We start from the raw sequence: 16,351 nt of genomic DNA on the forward strand, positions 1-16,351 counted from the left end.
CTAATAGGCGATCCGCCTTAGTTCATCGGGCTGCGGCCCGTTTCCTTCAGGAATTCGTCGATCAGCGGCTGGCCGACGCGCGAGGCGACGTCCTTGTAGACCGGCATCATCGCCTTGCGCATCGCCTCGTCCTGCTCCGGCGTCAGCGAGATGATCTCGGTCTTGCCGGCCTTCTTGATCTCGGCGAGCGCGTCTTCGTTCTCCTTGGCCGACTGGTTGTTGCCGAACTCGGTGGCTTCCTTCATCGCCTTGTTGAGTTCGTCGCGGATGTCGGCCGGCAGGCCGTCCCAGAACTTCTTGTTCACGACCACGACGTAGCCGATGTAGCCGTGATTGGTGACGGTCGCGTACTTCTGCACCTCATGCATTTTCTGGGTGTAGATGTTCGACCAGGTGTTCTCCTGACCGTCGACCACGCCGGTCTGCAGCGCCTGGTAGACGTCGGAGAACGCCATCACCTGCGGAATCGAACCGAGCGCGCGGAACTGGGCCTCCAGCACCTTCGAGGACTGGATGCGGAATTTCAGTCCCTTGTAGTCGGCGGGCGCGACCAGCTTCTTGTTCGCGCTCATCTGCTTGAAGCCGTTGTCCCAATAGGCGAGACCGGTCATGCCCTTGGAATCCAGCTTCTTGAGCAGCTGGGCGCCGAGCGGACCGTCGGTCACCTTGCGCAGCGATTTCAGGTCCGGGAGGATGTAGGGCAGATCGAAGACTTCGAATTCCTTGATGCCGATCGGGCCGAACTTCGAGTTCGACGGCGCCAGCATCTGCACCGCGCCGAGCTGCAGTGCCTCGAGCTCTTCCTTGTCCTTGTAGAGCGTCGAGTTCGGATAGACCTCGACCTTCACCTTGCCGCCCGTGTACTTCTCGGCGAGTTCCTTGAACTTGTCGGCCGCCTTGCCCTTCGGCGTATCCGAGGCCACCACGTGGCTGAACTTGATGACGATCGGCGACTGCGCCGAGGCCTGCCCGACAAAGGTCAAGGCCGCGATCGACGCCGCGGCCAAAATGGACTTACGCATGTTTCCTCCCGCGTATTGCGGAGCACGAATACCGGCCCCGAGACATCCGGTCGCACCATTACAGACAAGCAACGACGATTGCCATTGCCCCTTTAGCAGGGGCTAAATTGCGCCATTGCTGCACTGCAAAACCCGATGCGGCGGTATCCCTTTCGGCTCTCGCGACCGCTCAATGACACCGCCCGCACGCTGTGCCCGGCCATGGCGGCGCGGTCAATACGAGGTTTGGCAATGGCGAGTTCGCCGGGCGCGAATGCTGGTGCCCATCTCCGATGTCGCCCCTGCCGCAGATCTCAGAACCGTCATCCTGAGGCGCGAGCACTTGCGAGCCTCGAAGGATGCACGGCCCCGCCGGTGGCCGTCGACCCTTCGAGGCTCGCCGAAAAGGCTCGCACCTCAGGGTGACGGGGTAGAATTTTCCGCTGCTCCTTCCATGGTCATTGCGAGCGAAGCGAAGCAATCCATGGTTCAGCGTGCGCGGAACGATGGATTGCTTCATCGCTTTTCTCCTCGCAATGACGATGGAATACAGCTTCGCGTTCTCGCGACATGATTTGCCCGAGCTTTGCATTTCGTTTCGCCCTCTCTCTTGAAGAGGGCGCAGGGAAAGCCGGGTGCCGATCGCACCCATGGGCCCCGTGCAAAAGGTAGAAAGCACGGGGGTAGGACCACAGGTGTAACCGGAAACAACCCGGCTTTCCCTGCGCGATGGGTTACGGCTTACTTCGTGCTCTCCCCGGCGAGACTGGGCTTGCTTGTCACCGCCTTCACAAGACGCGTCAGCGTTCTGTGAAAAGACACCTGCCGCTAGTGTCCCGAGTCACAAGTTCGCAATCGTAGATTCGCAGTAGGTTCGCGTCGCTGTGCCAAGGCTGGAGGCAGCAGCAGTGACGGAGGATCTGATGGCGGTCCGGCAACTTGCCTCCCTGACATTGAGTGATGAAGAGCGCGCCGAACTGAAGGCGCTGACGACGCGGCGGAAGACGGCGCAAGCGCTGGCTCTGAGAGCCCGGATCGTGCTGACCTGCGCGGAAGGCGGTCAAAACAAGGAAGTGGCGGCCAAGCTGGGCTTGGGCCGGTCAACGGTAGGCAAGTGGCGGCGGCGCTTTGTGGAGCGGCGCGTGGACGGGCTGCATGACGAGCCCCGCTCCGGGGCGCCACGTACGGTTGACGATGCCCGCATCGAAGCCATGATCGTGAGGACGTTGGAAAGTTGCCCCGAGAACGCCACCCATTGGAGTTCCCGCGGCATGGCGAAGGCCAGCGGCCTGTCGGTGTCGACGGTGCAACGCATCTGGCGGGCCTTCGGGCTCCAGCCGCACCGGCTAGAGACGTTCAAGCTCTCGACCGATCCAAACTTCGTGGCCAAAGTGCGCGACGTCGTGGGCCTTTACGTCTCCCCGCCGGAGCACGCCATCGTTCTCTGTGTGGATGAGAAATCCCAAATCCAGGCACTGGACCGCAGTCAGCCGATGCTGCCGATGCGTCCCGGCCAACCGGCCCGAAGAAGCCATGACTACACAAGGCACGGCACCACATCGCTGTTCGCCGCCCTCGACATTGCCAGTGGACGGGTAATCGGCAAGTGCTACGGACGCCACCGTGCTGTCGAGTTCCGCAAGTTCCTCGACGAGATCGAGGCTGCCGTGCCGCGCGACCTCGACGTCCATTTGATCATGGACAATTACGCCACGCACAAGACGCCATTGATCCGAAGATGGCTCGCCAAGCGGCCCCGGTGGCACGTGCACCTGACCCCGACCAGTTCGTCATGGCTCAACCAGGTCGAGCGCTTCTTCGCACTCCTGACCGACAAGAAGATCAGACGCGGCATCTATCGGAGCGTTGCCGCCCTCCGGGCAGACATCGCTTCCTTCATCGACCGGCACAACGCCGATCCCAAGCCGTTCCGCTGGACTAAGTCCGCCGATGACATCCTGGCATCCATCGAACGCTTCTGCCGGTACAACGCTCCGCCAAATCCAGATTCGATATCGCGAACTTCTGGTCCACCACACTAGGGCGTCAGGACCACACGACTTCACCGTCCACTTCAGTCACACTCGTCAGTCTCGACATCAGCGTCCACCGCATCTCGACCCACGTTCGTGACGATCGCGAAGCGCACCCTCGATCGGGTGAGATGGATGTATTGAACATCTGAGTTGGGTGAAACGCCAAGCGGAATATTTTCTTATGGCAGGATTGACAGCTATTGCTGAGTTGCCCGTCGTGTCCGATGTGCAACACAATTTCGAACGAGCGCGGCGGCGAACGGCACGGACAAGCACCGCATCGGCGGCAACAGTCGCCGCATCCTCATTGCGTGATGGTATTCGCGAGTTCGACAAGAGGTCCCGGCTCTACCCGGACATCCCCCGCGAAAGGACGCGCCTGCAGACCAATGAGTCCCAGCGCCATCACCACCGCGATCGAGAGCACGCTTGGCGCCGTGATCTGCGCGCCAGCCTTGTTGAGATGCACCAGCCCGAGCGACATCTGCGTGACCACACCGAGGGTGATCACCAGAATCCACGTGGTATCGATCGTGCGATCGGATGCCACCGCAAGTCGCTCACAGCGGGCACTGCCCGCGCGTACTATTTTAGGCCGACTCGGCTGTGCGGGCCTCATGGTCCTCCGCCATCGCCGGCCACTCATCACTCACAGGGGCCGTGACGTACTTGGCAAGCATGAAACGAACGCGTCACGATGGCGATGTCCAGGCATCGTCTCGTTTGAACCGAAGAAGACATCGGCCAGCATCGCCATCACGTCCGCCCTGGGCCAATACCGGAGTGTTGCCACTCCGCTGCCAAGGACTTGGCGTGGCGGGCCAGGAGGCAGTCGTCGAAGGGCTCGCAGATTCATTCCCCCTGGTTAGTATGGCCATTCTCGAAGTCTGTTCCCTTCATGGGAGGACGGCATATGCGCTTCTTCGCCCTCGCTGTTGTCGTGTATTGCTATTTTACGCCTGGATTGGCTTTCGCGCAGGACACAGCAAGGCAGCTGGCCGGCAGTTGGAAGCTGACTTCGTGGACCATTCAGATCATCGGTGGAGACGTCACCGAACCGTTTGGTCGCAATCCGAAAGGCAGGGCGCTCATCACGCCGGACGGGTACGCGGCATTCGTCATCGCGGCGGCAGATCGCAAACCGGCGGCAAACGATGCAGAGTCGGCAGCTCTCCTCAAGACGCTGATGGTTTACACCGGCCCATTCACAATCGAGGACGACAAGTTCACAACCAAGGTCGATATATCCTGGAATGAGCTTCTGACCGGGCAGGACCAGGTGAGATTCTTCAAGTTGCAGGGCGACAAGCTGACCATTCGAACGGGTGAACAAGCCAGCGCCGTTTATCCCGGCAAGAAGGTGGTCGGAACCCTCACCTGGGAGCGCGAACGCTAAGACCGGCCGGGCTAGTGTTCGACGTTCTTGCACGCCGAAGCGCTGTGACGTCCGCTTGCCCCCCGACACCGGACTTTCTATAGCAAGCGCGGCATTTCCGAAAAGGGCCACAATCGGAAGTGAGGGCGACACGTTCCGGCGCGGCTCTTGATGGTAGCAGGCTAGCCAACTTTCGGTAGTGTAGACGACCAGAATGTGGGTATGAAGACCAACCTTGCCGCGCCCGCCAGGGAAAGGCACCGCATCGTTGCATAGTGCTGCGTCACACCGCCTCCTCCCTGTTCAAACAACGAACTGCTTTGATGATATTTTGAGCGTCCTTTGCATTGCCTTCGTGAGCAGCGTACCTAACATGATCCTTGTTGCATCACACCTTTGGAGATTTTATGAAATACATTGCCGTAATCACAGCCGGAGTAGCGCTCGCAGTAGCCGTCACTACACCGGCACTTGCAGGAAGAGCGACGGAAAACCCCCAGTGGCTAATGAGACAGAAGGCTTGCAAGAAGGAAGCTTCTGCGCAGGGGCTTCATCTGTCGAAGAAGCGGGCGTATGTCAAAGAGTGCATGGCTAAAGGCTAGCATTTTACAGATCGATTGCATTAAGACCCCGCTTCGGCGGGGTTTTTCTTCGTCGTTTGGTCACGTGCGAGTTCGTTGGTCAGCTTCGGGTCAAAAGGCGAAGTCGAGCATCGCCGCCGTGATATCCGGCTTGAGCCAAGAACAGACATGGCAGCAGTTTTGGGCAAGTCGTCCGCATCGTCCCTCGCAAGCATGTCAAGGGCGGTCAGCGGCAGAAATTCTTCTGACCCTCAGTGGCCAAGTTCTGAAATTTCGGCTAGTTGAATCTGCGTGGCAATGCAATTAGGACGGCATGTCCGTCCTCGAGAGGACAAGGTCATGAAATTGTCGTCAAGGTTTGTTGCGCCCTCCGCCGTCGCTTTCCTGTCGACTGTCTTGCTGTGCGGCCCTGCTGCGTCGCAAACCCCAACAGGCTCCAGCGCCCCGCTTCCCTCCATCACGGTCGAAGCGCCGAAGCCGGCGGCAAGGCCAATCAGGCCGAAGGACGTCGCAAGCAGCAGAGTGGCTGCTCGCCGGACATCGTCAACCGGTCACACATCATCCTCGAGCGCTCGAACGCCATCACCTGCGCCGGATTCAGTCTTGGGGAGGATTGCCAGTCTGGAGAAGGTCGCCAGCAACTGCAACGGGGGCTGCGAGTCGAGCCTTCCCCACGGCAAAGACCCCTGGGTTGGGTGTAGCGAGTCGGCGGGCGGACAAACACATGGACCTTTCTCGGCAACGTGCAGAGACAACCTGACCTACAAGTCCTACGAGGATTGCGTCGAGACCAAAGTGTTCCTGGGCGATTACCGAAATAGAGCCTACTGGGTTTGCAGCAGCCTGTCCGCCGCCGGGAAGTTTCAGGTCGCCGAACTCAAGCGATCAAGGCATCCGCACTAGGCAACACCCTCGCATGGACGCAGCGAACTTTGCTGCGTCCATGGATGCCGGACAGCACAGCCGCCTCTCGCTTCTCCTCAGCGCGACGCGGTGCTGATGTTCTCGCCAAAGAACTTCCATGTCTTGCCGTCGAACTTCGCAAGCTTGAACGTGTCGAAGGTGGAGTAGTCCGTCGGCGACACCGATACCGTGATGCCGGGAAGCAAGAGCGGCAGCGAGATCTTGCTCAGGTTGGTGGCCTGCTTCAGCAGGTTCTCGCGCGTCAGCACGTCGCCGCAGTTCTTCAGGATGATGGCCGTGAACTGCGCCGACAGATAACCGATCTGGTTGCTGCCATCGATCGGATTGCCCTCCGGATACCACTGCTTCATGAAGGCGAGATAGTCCTGCACGCCCTTGTCGGTGTCCCACGCGGGGTCGCCCACCACCTTGGTCGCCAGCGCCGTCATGAGGCCGGTGGATGCTTCGAGGCCGGCAGGCTCGAGCACGCCGCCGATCGAGCTGGCGACGGACACGATGAAGTGCGTCGGCTTCCAGCCGAGATCGGCCACCTTGCGGATCGCCTGCGCGCCGAACTTCGGCGTCGTGATCGTCATCAGCACGTCGGCGCCGGTGGCCTTCAGATTGACGATCTGGGAATCGATCGTGGGATCGGTCACCTCGTAGCTGAGCTCCTTGACGATCAGACCGGCCTTCTCTCCCAGCCCCTCCTTGAAGCCCTTCAGATAGTCCTTGCCGAAGTCGTCGTTCTGGTAGATCACGCCGATCTTCGCGTTGGGCAGCTCCTTGGCGACGTACTTTGCGTAGATCTTTGCTTCCTGCGCATAGGGCGGATAGAACGGCGTGGTCCACGGGAATTCCTTCGGATCGTTCCACTTCGAGGCGCCGGTGGAGATCAGCAGATGCGGGATCTTCTTGCCGTTCAGATATTTTTGGATCGACGAATTTGTCGGGGTGCCCAGTGAGCCGATGTTGGCAAGGATCTCATCCTGCTCCACGAGCTTGCGCGTCTGCTCCACCGTCTTCGGCGGGCTATAGCCGTCGTCCATGCTCAGCAGCGTGATCTTCCGGCCGTTGATTCCGCCCTGGCTGTTGATCATCTTCCAGTATGCGGCCTCGGCCCTGCCCTGCGTGCCGTACGCCGAAGCCGGACCGCTGTAGGGCATGGTCTGCCCGATCTTGATTTCGGTATCGCTGGCGCCGGGATCGTATTTCTTGTCGGCAGCGAGAACCGCCGAAGCGGAAACAAGGCTGAGCGCGGCGACGGCCGCGAGCGTGATGCAACGCATGTGTTCTCCCATTCGCGTCGCTGTTTGCCGCGACGTCCGGCGAGATCATGATCAAGCCCGCGCGAGATGTCGACCCCTGAAGTCGGGACATCTCGCTGCTCTAGCCGTCGAGCGTCACAGCCCCATCCAGTTCATCACGGCTCCGAACGTTGCCCAGAGCGTCCATCCGAGCCCGAGCAGGCAGATCAGCGCAGCCGCCATCGCAATCGCCAGCAGCAGGCCGTCCTCCTGCAGGTAGGCGACCGCGATCAGGACGACTACCATTCCCGGAATGACGTTCACCAGAGGCAGCGGCCAGCCTGCCGAGAAGGCCAGCAGAAACACGACCAGTCCGACGAGGCGGTCGATCACGTCGCGACGCGCGTCCCAGCGCGGCCGGCTGATGCGCTCGATCGCCTGCAGCATCGGACGGACGAGAACGGTGAACCGCTTGAAGCGCTTGAAGTCGAACTGTCGCTTCGACAGGAAGCTCGGAAACGACGGCGCGCTGCGGCCACGCATCATCTCGACCGCCGGAAACAGCAGCGCCAGCGTCGCAACCGTCGCGACGCCGGGGATGATCACCAGCAGCCCCAACAGCAGCAGGAGCAGGCCGAACGACCGCTTGTCCAGGTTGCTGAGGAGCCATTCGAGATCGACGGGGCCGTCCGGTGCTTGAGCGACGAGTTCCTCAAGAAGTTGGGACGTGTGCGTGGGCGCCAATGGGGCTCCGGACGAGGGGGACATAGCTGCCAAAGTGGTCAGACTCGGCATCGATTGCAACAGCTGCCGAAGCAGACTAGGAAGCATGGGTGACCAACGATTCCGACCAGGCATGGCAACACCATGCGCCGTCAAGCCCGATTCCCGCCGTGCGCCGCCGCTGGCCGTGGTTCCTGCTGATCGTCGTCCTCGCCTGTGCGGGCGCCGGGGGTGTCTACGCCTGGCCACAGATCGCGCCGCTGGTCCCGTCCCTGGGCAACGCTGCGGTCAGCGACAGAGTGGCCGCAGGCGACAAGGAGACGTTGCCGGATCTGCTCGCGACCCAGCAGAAGCTCGAGGATGACATCGGCGCACTCGGCAAATCGGTGGCGGACCAGCAGGAGCAGCTGAAGGCCGTCGTCGACCAATTGGCGAGCCTGACGTCGAAGGTCGACGCGCTCCAGCGCCCGGCTCCGGCTCCCGTGCCATTGCCGGCCACGGCAGCGGCCGACCAACCGCATGCACCTGTCGCACAGGCTGCCCCGAAGCCCCGAAAGCCGCCGCCGGCTCGGGCGCCAAAACCGGCAGGTCCGATTTCGACCGGTGGCGCGCCGCTCAACGTGGCACCCGGCGCCAGGGATCGCTGAGCCGCGCCGCGATCAGCGCAAGATCAGCGAAACCAGTTGGTGACGGCAGCCTATCCGCGCGGCCGCTCCATGCCCGCCCGCTTGATTGCCGCGCGCAAGATAGCGGTATCCGAGGAAAGGAAATCGATCAGGCGCCTGGCTGCGGCAGGCGACTTTGAGTCGCTGACGACAGCGGCCGTGAAGGTCTGCACAAGCTGCAGATCCGGAGGCAGCAGACCGACGACCTCGATGCCGGTCTCCTGCACCAGCTCGCTGGTCGGCCCAATCGAGAAATTCGCCTTGCCCGCGCGCAGCGCTTCGGCCGCCTCGGTCCCCCGCGTCGCGAGGGTGAGCCGCACCGTGTCCGGCAGGTTCAGCCTGGGGAAGACGTTGTCGCGGACGAATTGTCCGCTCGTGCTGCTTGGCGCCACCACCTCGCCCGCATCGATCAAGGCCTTCCTCAGCGCGACAGCATTGCCGATGTCCGGCTTCGCAGCGCCTGAGCGAACCGCGGCCACCAAGGGAGCCGTCGCGAGGCCCGTCTCGGATCCCGCACGAATCCGCCCGTCTTCGTTCAGCTTTCGCAGTCCTTCCCGCGAAAGGATCACCACATCCGCTTTGGTGCCGTGCGCAAGCTGATGCCTGATCGTTTTCGGACCAGTGCCCTCCGATGCGCCGGATCCGGTCTCCACCTTGATGCCGGTACTGCGCTCGAATTCGGGCAGCACTTCCCGGTAGACCGCCGCGAAGCCGCCGGAAATGATGACCCTGATCGTTTCCGGGCTATCGGCGATTGCCGGCGTCAAGGCTGCGGCACCATGTCGGCGGCCCGTTGGCTCATTTCTGAAGGTTTGCGGCAAACAGCTTGGCCGCTTCGGCCTTCGATTCCTGATCGGCCTTGGCGTCGTATCTGAGCGGCAGGTTGAACTTCTTGCCGAGCTCGGTGGCTTCGGGGTTCGTGAACGCGTGCACGGCGCCCGGATATTCGATGATCCGGTAATCGGCCTTCGCTGCGTCGAAATCCTTCTTCAGCGCATCATACTGCTCGCGCTTCACGAACGGGTCGTCGGCGCCGTTCAGAATCAGGATTTTCGCCTTGACGGTGCCCGGCGCCGGTGCGGGCGTGTTGGGCCCGAGCAACGCGTGAAAGCCCGCAACGGCGGCGAGATCAGCGCCGGCGCGCGCCATGTTCAGCACCACCGCGCCGCCAAAGCAGTAACCGACGGCCCCGATCCGCTGAGGATTGACCGAAGCCTGCTTGGCGAGTTGCTCACGCGCGGCGTTGAAGCGCAGCTCCATCACCTTCGCATCCTTCATCACCGACCCCGCGAGCGCGCCGGCATCCTTCGGGTTGTCGGCAGTCTTGGCGTCGCCGTACATGTCCGCAATGAAGGCTGTGTAGCCCTGCTCCGCAAACTTCCGCGCCTCGTTATGGATATGCGGGGTGATGCCCCACCATTCGTGCACCATGACGATGCCGGGCCGCTTGGCCTGGCTCGCGTCGTCATAGACCACGAAGCCCTTCATCGTGGTCTCGCCGTCGGAGTAGGTGACCGGCTCTTCCTTGACCGCGGCGTGTGCGCTCGCGACCATTGCGATGGCGCAAAGTGCTCCGACGATGATCGTTCGCATGCTGATCTCCCTGCGGGTTCGCGTCGCTTCGTTGCGTTTGTTTTGGCCCGGACGGCTATTCCGCCGCCGTCCGGATATCGATCTTCTCGGCGCGGACTGCGCAGAACTTGAACTCCGGAATCTTGCCGAACGGATCGAGCGCCGGGTTGGTCAGCAAATTCGCAGCCGCTTCCGCGTAGCAGAACGGCATGAAGACCATGTTCTCGGGCACGTCGCGGTCGGCGCGCACCTTGACCTCGACCGCGCCGCGGCGCGTCTCGAGGCGGATGAAGTCGCCGGGTGCGAGCCCCTTCTTGCGCATGTCCTTCGGGGTCATGAACGCGACCGCTTCGGGCTCGATCTGGTCGAGCACCTGCGCGCGCCGCGTCATCGAGCCGGTGTGCCAATGCTCGAGCACGCGGCCGGTCGACAGCACCATCGGATACTCGTCGTCGGGCAATTCGTCCGGCGGAATCACCTTGGCCGGCACGATCTTGCCGCGACCGCTCTCGGTCGGGAAACCGGTCGTGAAGATGATCTCATTGCCCGGCTTGTCCGGATCGTCGACCGGATAGGTCACCGCGCCCTCACGAACCAGCCGCTCCCAGGTGATGTTCTTCAGCGACGGCATCAGCTGGGCCATCTCGGTGAACACCTCGCCCGGCCCCGCATAATTCCAGGGCAATCCCATCCGCTTGGCGATCTCCTGGATGATCCAGAGATCCTGCCGCGCATCGCCCGGCGGCTTGATCACCTCGCGCGCCAGCTGGACGCGGCGGTCGGTGTTGGTGAAGGAGCCGGACTTTTCGGCGAACGCCGAGGCCGGCAGGATGACGTCGGCATGGAATGCCGTCTCGGTGACGAACAGGTCCTGCACGACGAGATGATCGAGCTTCGCCAGCGCCTGGCGCGCGTGCTGCAAATCGGGATCCGACATCGCGGGATTTTCGCCCTCGACATACATGCCGTGGATTTCGCCGGCGTGGATCGCGTTCATGATCTCGACCACGGTCAGCCCGCGCACCGGATCGAGCTCCTGCCCCCACAACTTCTCGAACGCGCCGCGCATGTCGTCGCGGCCGACCGGCTGATAGTCCGGCAGGAACATCGGGATCAGGCCGGCGTCGGAAGCACCCTGCACGTTGTTCTGGCCGCGCAGCGGATGTAGCCCGGTGCCGGGGCGGCCGACCTGGCCGGTGATCAAAGCCAGCGCGATCAGGCAGCGTGCATTGTCGGTGCCATGGACATGCTGGCTGATGCCCATGCCCCAGAAGATGATCGACGACTTGGCGCGGGCGTAGGCACGCGCCACCTCGCGCAGCGTCTCGGCGGGAATGCCGCAGATCGGCGACATGCGCTCCGGCGTGAACTCCTGGATCTTCGCCTTCAGCTCGTCATAGCCCTCGGTATAACCGGCGATGTACTGCTCGTCGGTCAGGCCCTCGGTGATGATCGTGTGGATCATCGCGTTCAGCATCGCGACGTCGCTGCCCGGCTTGAAAGCGAGATGCTGCGTGGCATGCCGCGACAGCGACTGCCGGCGTGGATCCATCACGTAGAGCTTCGCGCCTCGCTTGGCCGCATTCTTGATGAAGGTCGCGGCGACCGGATGGTTCACGGTCGGATTGGCGCCGATCACCCAGATCACCTCGGCATCGGCCGCGGCCGAGAACGGTGCCGACACCGCGCCGGAGCTCAATCCCTCGAACAAGGCCGCCACCGACGAGGCGTGACACAGCCGCGTGCAGTGGTCGACATTGTTGGAGCCGAAGCCGGTGCGGACCAGCTTCTGGAACAGGTAGGCTTCCTCGTTCGAGCCCTTGGCCGAGCCGAACCCGGCGAGCGCCTTGGCGCCCTTCTCATCGCGGATTTTCTTCAAGCCGGCCGCGGCAAGATCGAGCGCCTCTTCCCAGGAAGCCTCGCGGAAATGGGTGTAGGGATTGGCCGGATCGACCTGGTCGTTGGCATCCTTCTTCACGCCCGGCAGCCGCACCAGCGGCTTGGTCAGCCGGTTCGGATGATGGATGTAGTCGAACCCGAAGCGACCCTTGACGCAGAGCCGGTTGTGATTGGCGGGGCCATCACGGCCTTCGGCGTAGATCACCTTCTCGTCCTTGACCTCATAGGTGACCTGACAGCCGACGCCGCAATACGGGCACAGCGAGTCCACCTTGCGGTCGGGCCAGGTGACGCGCGTCTGCTTGTCGTCGAGCATCACCGCCGGCATCAGCGCTCCGGTGGGACACGCCTGGACGCATTCGCCGCAGGCGACGCAGGTCGATTCGCCCATCGGATCGTCGAAGTCGAACACGATTTTCGAGCCGTGACTACGATAAGCCATGCCGATCACGTCGTTGACCTGCACCTCGCGGCACGCCCGCACGCACAGGCCGCACTGGATGCAGGCGTCGAGATTGACGCGCATCGCCGGGTGGCTGGTGTCGGCGTGCCAGCGCTCGGTGGCGGGGAAGCGGCTCTCGGTGACGCCGGTCTTCTCGGCCCAGTGCCAGAATTTCGAGTCCGGATCGTGCGAGGTCTCGCGCGCCGGCTGATCGGCGACGAGCAGCTCCATGACCATCTTCTGCGCCGCGACGGCGCGCTGGCTGGCCGACTTCACCTTCATGCCGACCGAAGGCGTCCGCTTGCAGGACGCCGCCAGCACGCGCTCGCCTTCGATTTCGACCATGCAGGCGCGGCAATTGCCGTCCGGCCGATAGTCCGGCTCCGGCGAATAGCACAGATGTGGGATCTCGGTACCCTGGCGCTTGGCGACCTGCCAAATCGTTTCGCCGGCCCGCGCTTCGACCTGATGGCCGTCGAGCTCGAACTGGATCGTCTGGCCGGAGTTGTGATTGTTGCTCATTCAAATCCTCGTCGAATTCGCCTGCTTGATCCGCCTACTCGGCGGCTTGCTGCGGACGAAACCCGTCCGGAAAATATTTGATCACCGAGGTCAGCGGATTGGAGGCCGCCTGACCGAGCCCGCAGATCGACGCGTCGCGCATCGCCTGGCTCAATTGGTCGAGCAGCTCCTTGTTCCAGATGGGTTGCTGCATCAGCAGCGCCGCCTTCTCGGTTCCGGCGCGGCAGGGCGTGCACTGCCCGCAGCTCTCGTCCTCGAAGAACTTCATCAGGTTCAGCGCGGCCTCCCTGACGTCATCGGCCTGCGAGAGCACGATGACAGCGGCGGAGCCGATGAAGCAGCCGTATTTCTCCAGCGTGCCGAAATCGAGCGGGATGTTGTCCATCGACGCCGGCAGGATGCCGCCGGACGCGCCGCCCGGCAGATAGGCCTGCAAGGTATGGCCGTCGGCCATGCCGCCGCAGAACTTGTCGATCAGCTGGCGCAGGGTGATGCCGGCGGGTGCGAGCTTGACGCCGGGATCCTTGACGCGTCCCGACACCGAGAAGCTGCGCAGGCCGTGGCGCTCGTTGCGGCCGTGGCTCTTCCACCAGTCGGCGCCCTTCTCGACGATGTCGCGAACCCACCACAACGTCTCGATGTTGTTGATCAGCGTCGGCAGGCCGAACAGCCCGACCTGGAACGGATATGGCGGCTTGTGCCGTGGCAGGCCGCGCTTGCCCTCGATCGATTCCAGCAGCGAGGATTCCTCGCCGCAGATATAGGCGCCGGCGCCACGCCGCAGATGCAGCGTCGGACCACCAGGCGGAAGCTTTGCGATCTCGCGCGCAAGGATCTCGCGGCAGGCGGGGTACTCGTCGCGGATATAGATGTAGACTTCCGGCGCCTCGACCACGTGGGCGCCAATCAGCATGCCCTCGAGGAAGCGATGCGGATCGGTCTCGAGATAGTATCGGTCCTTGAAAGTGCCGGGCTCGCCCTCGTCGCCGTTCACCGCCATCAGCCGCGGACCGGGTTCGCCGAGCACGGCGCGCCACTTGCGGCCGGTCGGAAAACCGGCGCCGCCGAGACCGCGCAGCGACGAATCGTCGAGCGCCTTCAGCAGGTCTTCCCGCGGCAACTCGCCTGAGCGCAGGCGCGCCAGCAGCCGGTATCCGCCGTCGTCGACATAGGCGTCGTAATCGATGTAAGGGGGGAGATGCACATGCGTGTCGCCGCTCTTCGCCGCAGCGAGCACGTCGCTGACGGTCGCATGATCGACGAAGTTGTGGCCAACCTCCGCGGTGGGTGCGGTGTCGCATCGGCCGACGCACGGCGCGCGCACGACGCGGATGCCGGGGCCGGCGCGGCTCTGGAGATCCTTCAGCAGCTTCTCGCCGCCGAGCATCGCGCAGGTCAGCGAATCGCAGACACGCACGGTGAGCGGCGCGATATCAGGCTCGCCTTCCTTCACGATGTCGAAATGCGCATAGAAGGTCGCGGTCTCGAACACTTCGGCGAATGACAGCCTCATCTCGTCGGCGAGCGCCGCAAGATGCGCCGCCGAAATCTGATGATATTTGTCCTGGATCAGATGGAGGTATTCGATCAGCAGGTCGCGACGCCTCGGCCGGTCCGCGAGCAGCGCCTCGATCTCATGAGCGGCCGCAGGGTCGACCTGGCGTCCCTTGGGCGTGGCCTTCGCCCGCTTCCTGCCTGCTCCGGGATGCTCAAACGCGCGGACCTTGTGAACGTCGTCTCCACTCATGAAACCTCGCCTTGGAACCCGGCTTTGCGCAAGTTGCGCCGGTTCAACCAACTCTATTCTCTGGCATGCCACAGGCAAGCACATTTAGAACGCCTCTAGCAGCGTCGGGTTGCCGCGCAGCCCATTGTTACTGTTTGCCTATCGGTCGATCTGAATCCCCAATCGCGCGAGCGTCCGGCTCACGCGAGCTCGACCGCGTCTGCGGCCTCAGAGCAGGTCGGCGTAGCCGAGAAAGCCGACCGTATCGCCCGGCTCGACCCGCACGATGGACTCGCCGAGCTCGATCAGCCCATCCGTCTCGATCAGCGACGACAACAGGCCGGCCCCTTCGCGGGGAAACTTGGTCGCCTCCAGCGAGCCGTCCGCCGCCCGGCGCAGCGAAGCGCGGACATATTCGCGGCGGCCGCTCTTCTTCTTGTAGCTGAAGGCGGCACGGATCGGCATCGGCAGCAAGGCAGACGGCACCGCGCCCGAGAGCGCCAGCACGGTCGGCCGCACCACATGGACGAAGGTGACGAAGCTCGCCACCGGATTGCCCGGCAAGCCGATCAGCGGCGTGCCGTCGATGATTCCCATCGCCACCGGGCGGCCCGGTTTGATCGCCATCCGCCACAGCACCAGCGAGCCCGCCTGCTCGATGCCGGCCTTGACGTGGTCCTCTTCGCCGGTCGAGACGCCGCCGGTGGTCACGATCAGGTCGTAGCGTCGCGCGGCCTGCTTGAGCGCATTGGCGAGCCCGGCCCGTTCGTCGCGCAGGATGCCGAGATCGCCGACCTCGCAACCGAGCCGCCGCAACATCGCGATCAGCATGAAGCGATTGGAATCGAACAATTGCGCTTCGGCGCGCGGGCTGCCCGGCGCGGCCAGTTCGTCGCCGGTGGAGAACACCCCGACACGCAGGCGTCGCACCACATCGAGCGTGGTGAGCCCGAAGGCCGCGGCGACGGCGATGTCCTGCGGCCGCAGCCGCCGACCCGCCGCCAGTGCGACGTGGCCGCGCGGAATGTCTTCGCCGGCCGGACGCACATTGGCGCCGACCTTCAGGCCGGACGGCAGGATCACGCTGCCCGCATCGTCGATCCGCACGTCTTCCTGCATGAACACCGTGTCGGTGCCGTCGGGCATCGGCGCACCGGTGAAGATCCGCACCGCCTGGCCGGGCAGCGCGGGCGCTGCCGGCGCTCCCGCCTGCACGCGCCCGGCGACGGGAAACGCGCGCTCACCGCTCGCCGGCAGGTCCGTGCCGCAGACCGCGTAGCCGTCGACGGCGGAATTCATGAAAGGCGGCAGCGGCAGCGGCGCGGCGACGTCGTGGCTAAGGATGCGTCCGTCGGCGTCCACCAGAGCGACGGCTTCCGTCTCGCCGACAGGCTTGACGCGCGAGGCGATGATCGCGACGGCCTCGTCGACCGACATCATCGGTCCGCCGAAAGCGAAGCAGTCGTCGGAAAGCTGCGCCATGATGTCCCTCAGTCCTCGTCCATCGACAAGATTTGTTCGACCCACATCGCGAACTGCGGCGTTATCCTCAAGGCCGGACCATCCTTGACGAATCCTTGGCAGTTCCGGCGAAGCGGCGGAGAGTGGCCAGTCAGTCTCCGATCGTGCTTATATCCCCAGCTTCGTTGCCATGTGAAC

Annotated in this window: 12 protein-coding genes; 3 read left to right on the forward strand and 9 right to left on the reverse strand. The window is 63.4% G+C overall.

What is annotated here, in order from left to right; genetic code table 11:
* Positions 1-17: 17 nt before the first annotated feature.
* A complete protein-coding gene (locus tag HU230_RS21630) occupies positions 18-1,022 on the reverse strand; it encodes a TRAP transporter substrate-binding protein (protein WP_176529940.1) in 1,005 nt (334 codons plus the stop codon).
* A gap of 902 nt (positions 1,023-1,924) precedes the next feature.
* Here HU230_RS21630 and HU230_RS21635 point away from each other — a divergent pair.
* Positions 1,925-3,043, forward strand: coding sequence for an IS630 family transposase (locus HU230_RS21635; protein ID WP_176534927.1), 1,119 nt, complete (start codon positions 1,925-1,927; stop codon positions 3,041-3,043).
* Between the two features lie 298 nt (positions 3,044-3,341).
* Here the strand turns inward: HU230_RS21635 and HU230_RS21640 are convergent, their stop codons facing one another.
* The gene (locus HU230_RS21640) at positions 3,342-3,587 is read right to left on the reverse strand and encodes a bestrophin-like domain (RefSeq protein WP_176529939.1); all 246 of its coding nucleotides are present in this window, start codon (positions 3,585-3,587) and stop codon (positions 3,342-3,344) included.
* Between the two features lie 363 nt (positions 3,588-3,950).
* On the opposite strand from HU230_RS21640, the gene HU230_RS21645 reads away from it, so the two are divergent.
* Positions 3,951-4,433: a lipocalin-like domain-containing protein gene (locus HU230_RS21645; protein ID WP_176529938.1), complete on the forward strand. Its 483-nt coding sequence runs from the start codon at positions 3,951-3,953 to the stop codon at positions 4,431-4,433.
* A gap of 1,540 nt (positions 4,434-5,973) precedes the next feature.
* Here HU230_RS21645 and HU230_RS21650 read toward each other — a convergent pair.
* Both HU230_RS21650 and HU230_RS21655 read right to left on the reverse strand, forming a co-directional pair.
* On the reverse strand, positions 5,974-7,185 hold the full coding sequence (locus HU230_RS21650; protein ID WP_176529937.1) for an ABC transporter substrate-binding protein: 1,212 nt from the start codon (positions 7,183-7,185) through the stop codon (positions 5,974-5,976).
* A 114-nt stretch (positions 7,186-7,299) separates the two neighbouring features.
* Complete coding sequence (locus HU230_RS21655) at positions 7,300-7,887, reverse strand: exopolysaccharide biosynthesis protein (protein WP_176529936.1); 588 nt, start codon at positions 7,885-7,887, stop codon at positions 7,300-7,302.
* An 89-nt stretch (positions 7,888-7,976) separates the two neighbouring features.
* Between HU230_RS21655 and HU230_RS21660 the strand changes: the two genes are divergently transcribed.
* Entirely contained in the window at positions 7,977-8,513 is a 537-nt protein-coding gene (locus tag HU230_RS21660; protein ID WP_176529935.1) for a hypothetical protein, read from the forward strand.
* Positions 8,514-8,563: 50 nt separating this feature from the next.
* Here HU230_RS21660 and HU230_RS21665 read toward each other — a convergent pair whose 3' ends face one another.
* From HU230_RS21665 to HU230_RS21685, 5 genes are all read right to left on the reverse strand, one after another.
* The gene (locus HU230_RS21665) at positions 8,564-9,298 is read right to left on the reverse strand and encodes a substrate-binding domain-containing protein (protein WP_224943431.1); all 735 of its coding nucleotides are present in this window, start codon (positions 9,296-9,298) and stop codon (positions 8,564-8,566) included.
* 31 nt (positions 9,299-9,329) lie between these two features.
* A complete protein-coding gene (locus HU230_RS21670; RefSeq protein ID WP_224924521.1) occupies positions 9,330-10,124 on the reverse strand; it encodes a dienelactone hydrolase family protein in 795 nt (264 codons plus the stop codon).
* Between the two features lie 55 nt (positions 10,125-10,179).
* A complete protein-coding gene (fdhF, locus tag HU230_RS21675) occupies positions 10,180-12,966 on the reverse strand; it encodes a formate dehydrogenase subunit alpha (RefSeq protein ID WP_176529933.1) in 2,787 nt (928 codons plus the stop codon).
* A gap of 34 nt (positions 12,967-13,000) precedes the next feature.
* Positions 13,001-14,713 (reverse strand): NADH-ubiquinone oxidoreductase-F iron-sulfur binding region domain-containing protein, encoded by a 1,713-nt coding sequence (locus tag HU230_RS21680; protein WP_176529932.1) that lies wholly within the window; start codon positions 14,711-14,713, stop codon positions 13,001-13,003.
* 207 nt (positions 14,714-14,920) lie between these two features.
* Positions 14,921-16,174, reverse strand: coding sequence for a molybdopterin molybdotransferase MoeA (locus HU230_RS21685; protein WP_176529931.1), 1,254 nt, complete (start codon positions 16,172-16,174; stop codon positions 14,921-14,923).
* Positions 16,175-16,351 lie beyond the last annotated feature (177 nt).

The sequence above is a fragment of the Bradyrhizobium quebecense genome (assembly GCF_013373795.3).
Classification (GTDB): Bacteria; Pseudomonadota; Alphaproteobacteria; order Rhizobiales; family Xanthobacteraceae; genus Bradyrhizobium; species Bradyrhizobium quebecense.

Coding starts and splice junctions, on each gene's coding strand:
- HU230_RS21630 (WP_176529940.1), bottom strand. CDS start 1,022: ATGCGTAAGTCCATTTTGGCCGCGGCGTCGATCGCGGCCTTGACCTTT.
- HU230_RS21635 (WP_176534927.1), top strand. CDS start 1,925: ATGGCGGTCCGGCAACTTGCCTCCCTGACATTGAGTGATGAAGAGCGC.
- HU230_RS21645 (WP_176529938.1), top strand. CDS start 3,951: ATGCGCTTCTTCGCCCTCGCTGTTGTCGTGTATTGCTATTTTACGCCT.
- HU230_RS21650 (WP_176529937.1), bottom strand. CDS start 7,185: ATGCGTTGCATCACGCTCGCGGCCGTCGCCGCGCTCAGCCTTGTTTCC.
- HU230_RS21670 (WP_224924521.1), bottom strand. CDS start 10,124: ATGCGAACGATCATCGTCGGAGCACTTTGCGCCATCGCAATGGTCGCG.
- fdhF (WP_176529933.1), bottom strand. CDS start 12,966: ATGAGCAACAATCACAACTCCGGCCAGACGATCCAGTTCGAGCTCGAC.
- HU230_RS21680 (WP_176529932.1), bottom strand. CDS start 14,713: ATGAGTGGAGACGACGTTCACAAGGTCCGCGCGTTTGAGCATCCCGGA.
- HU230_RS21685 (WP_176529931.1), bottom strand. CDS start 16,174: ATGGCGCAGCTTTCCGACGACTGCTTCGCTTTCGGCGGACCGATGATG.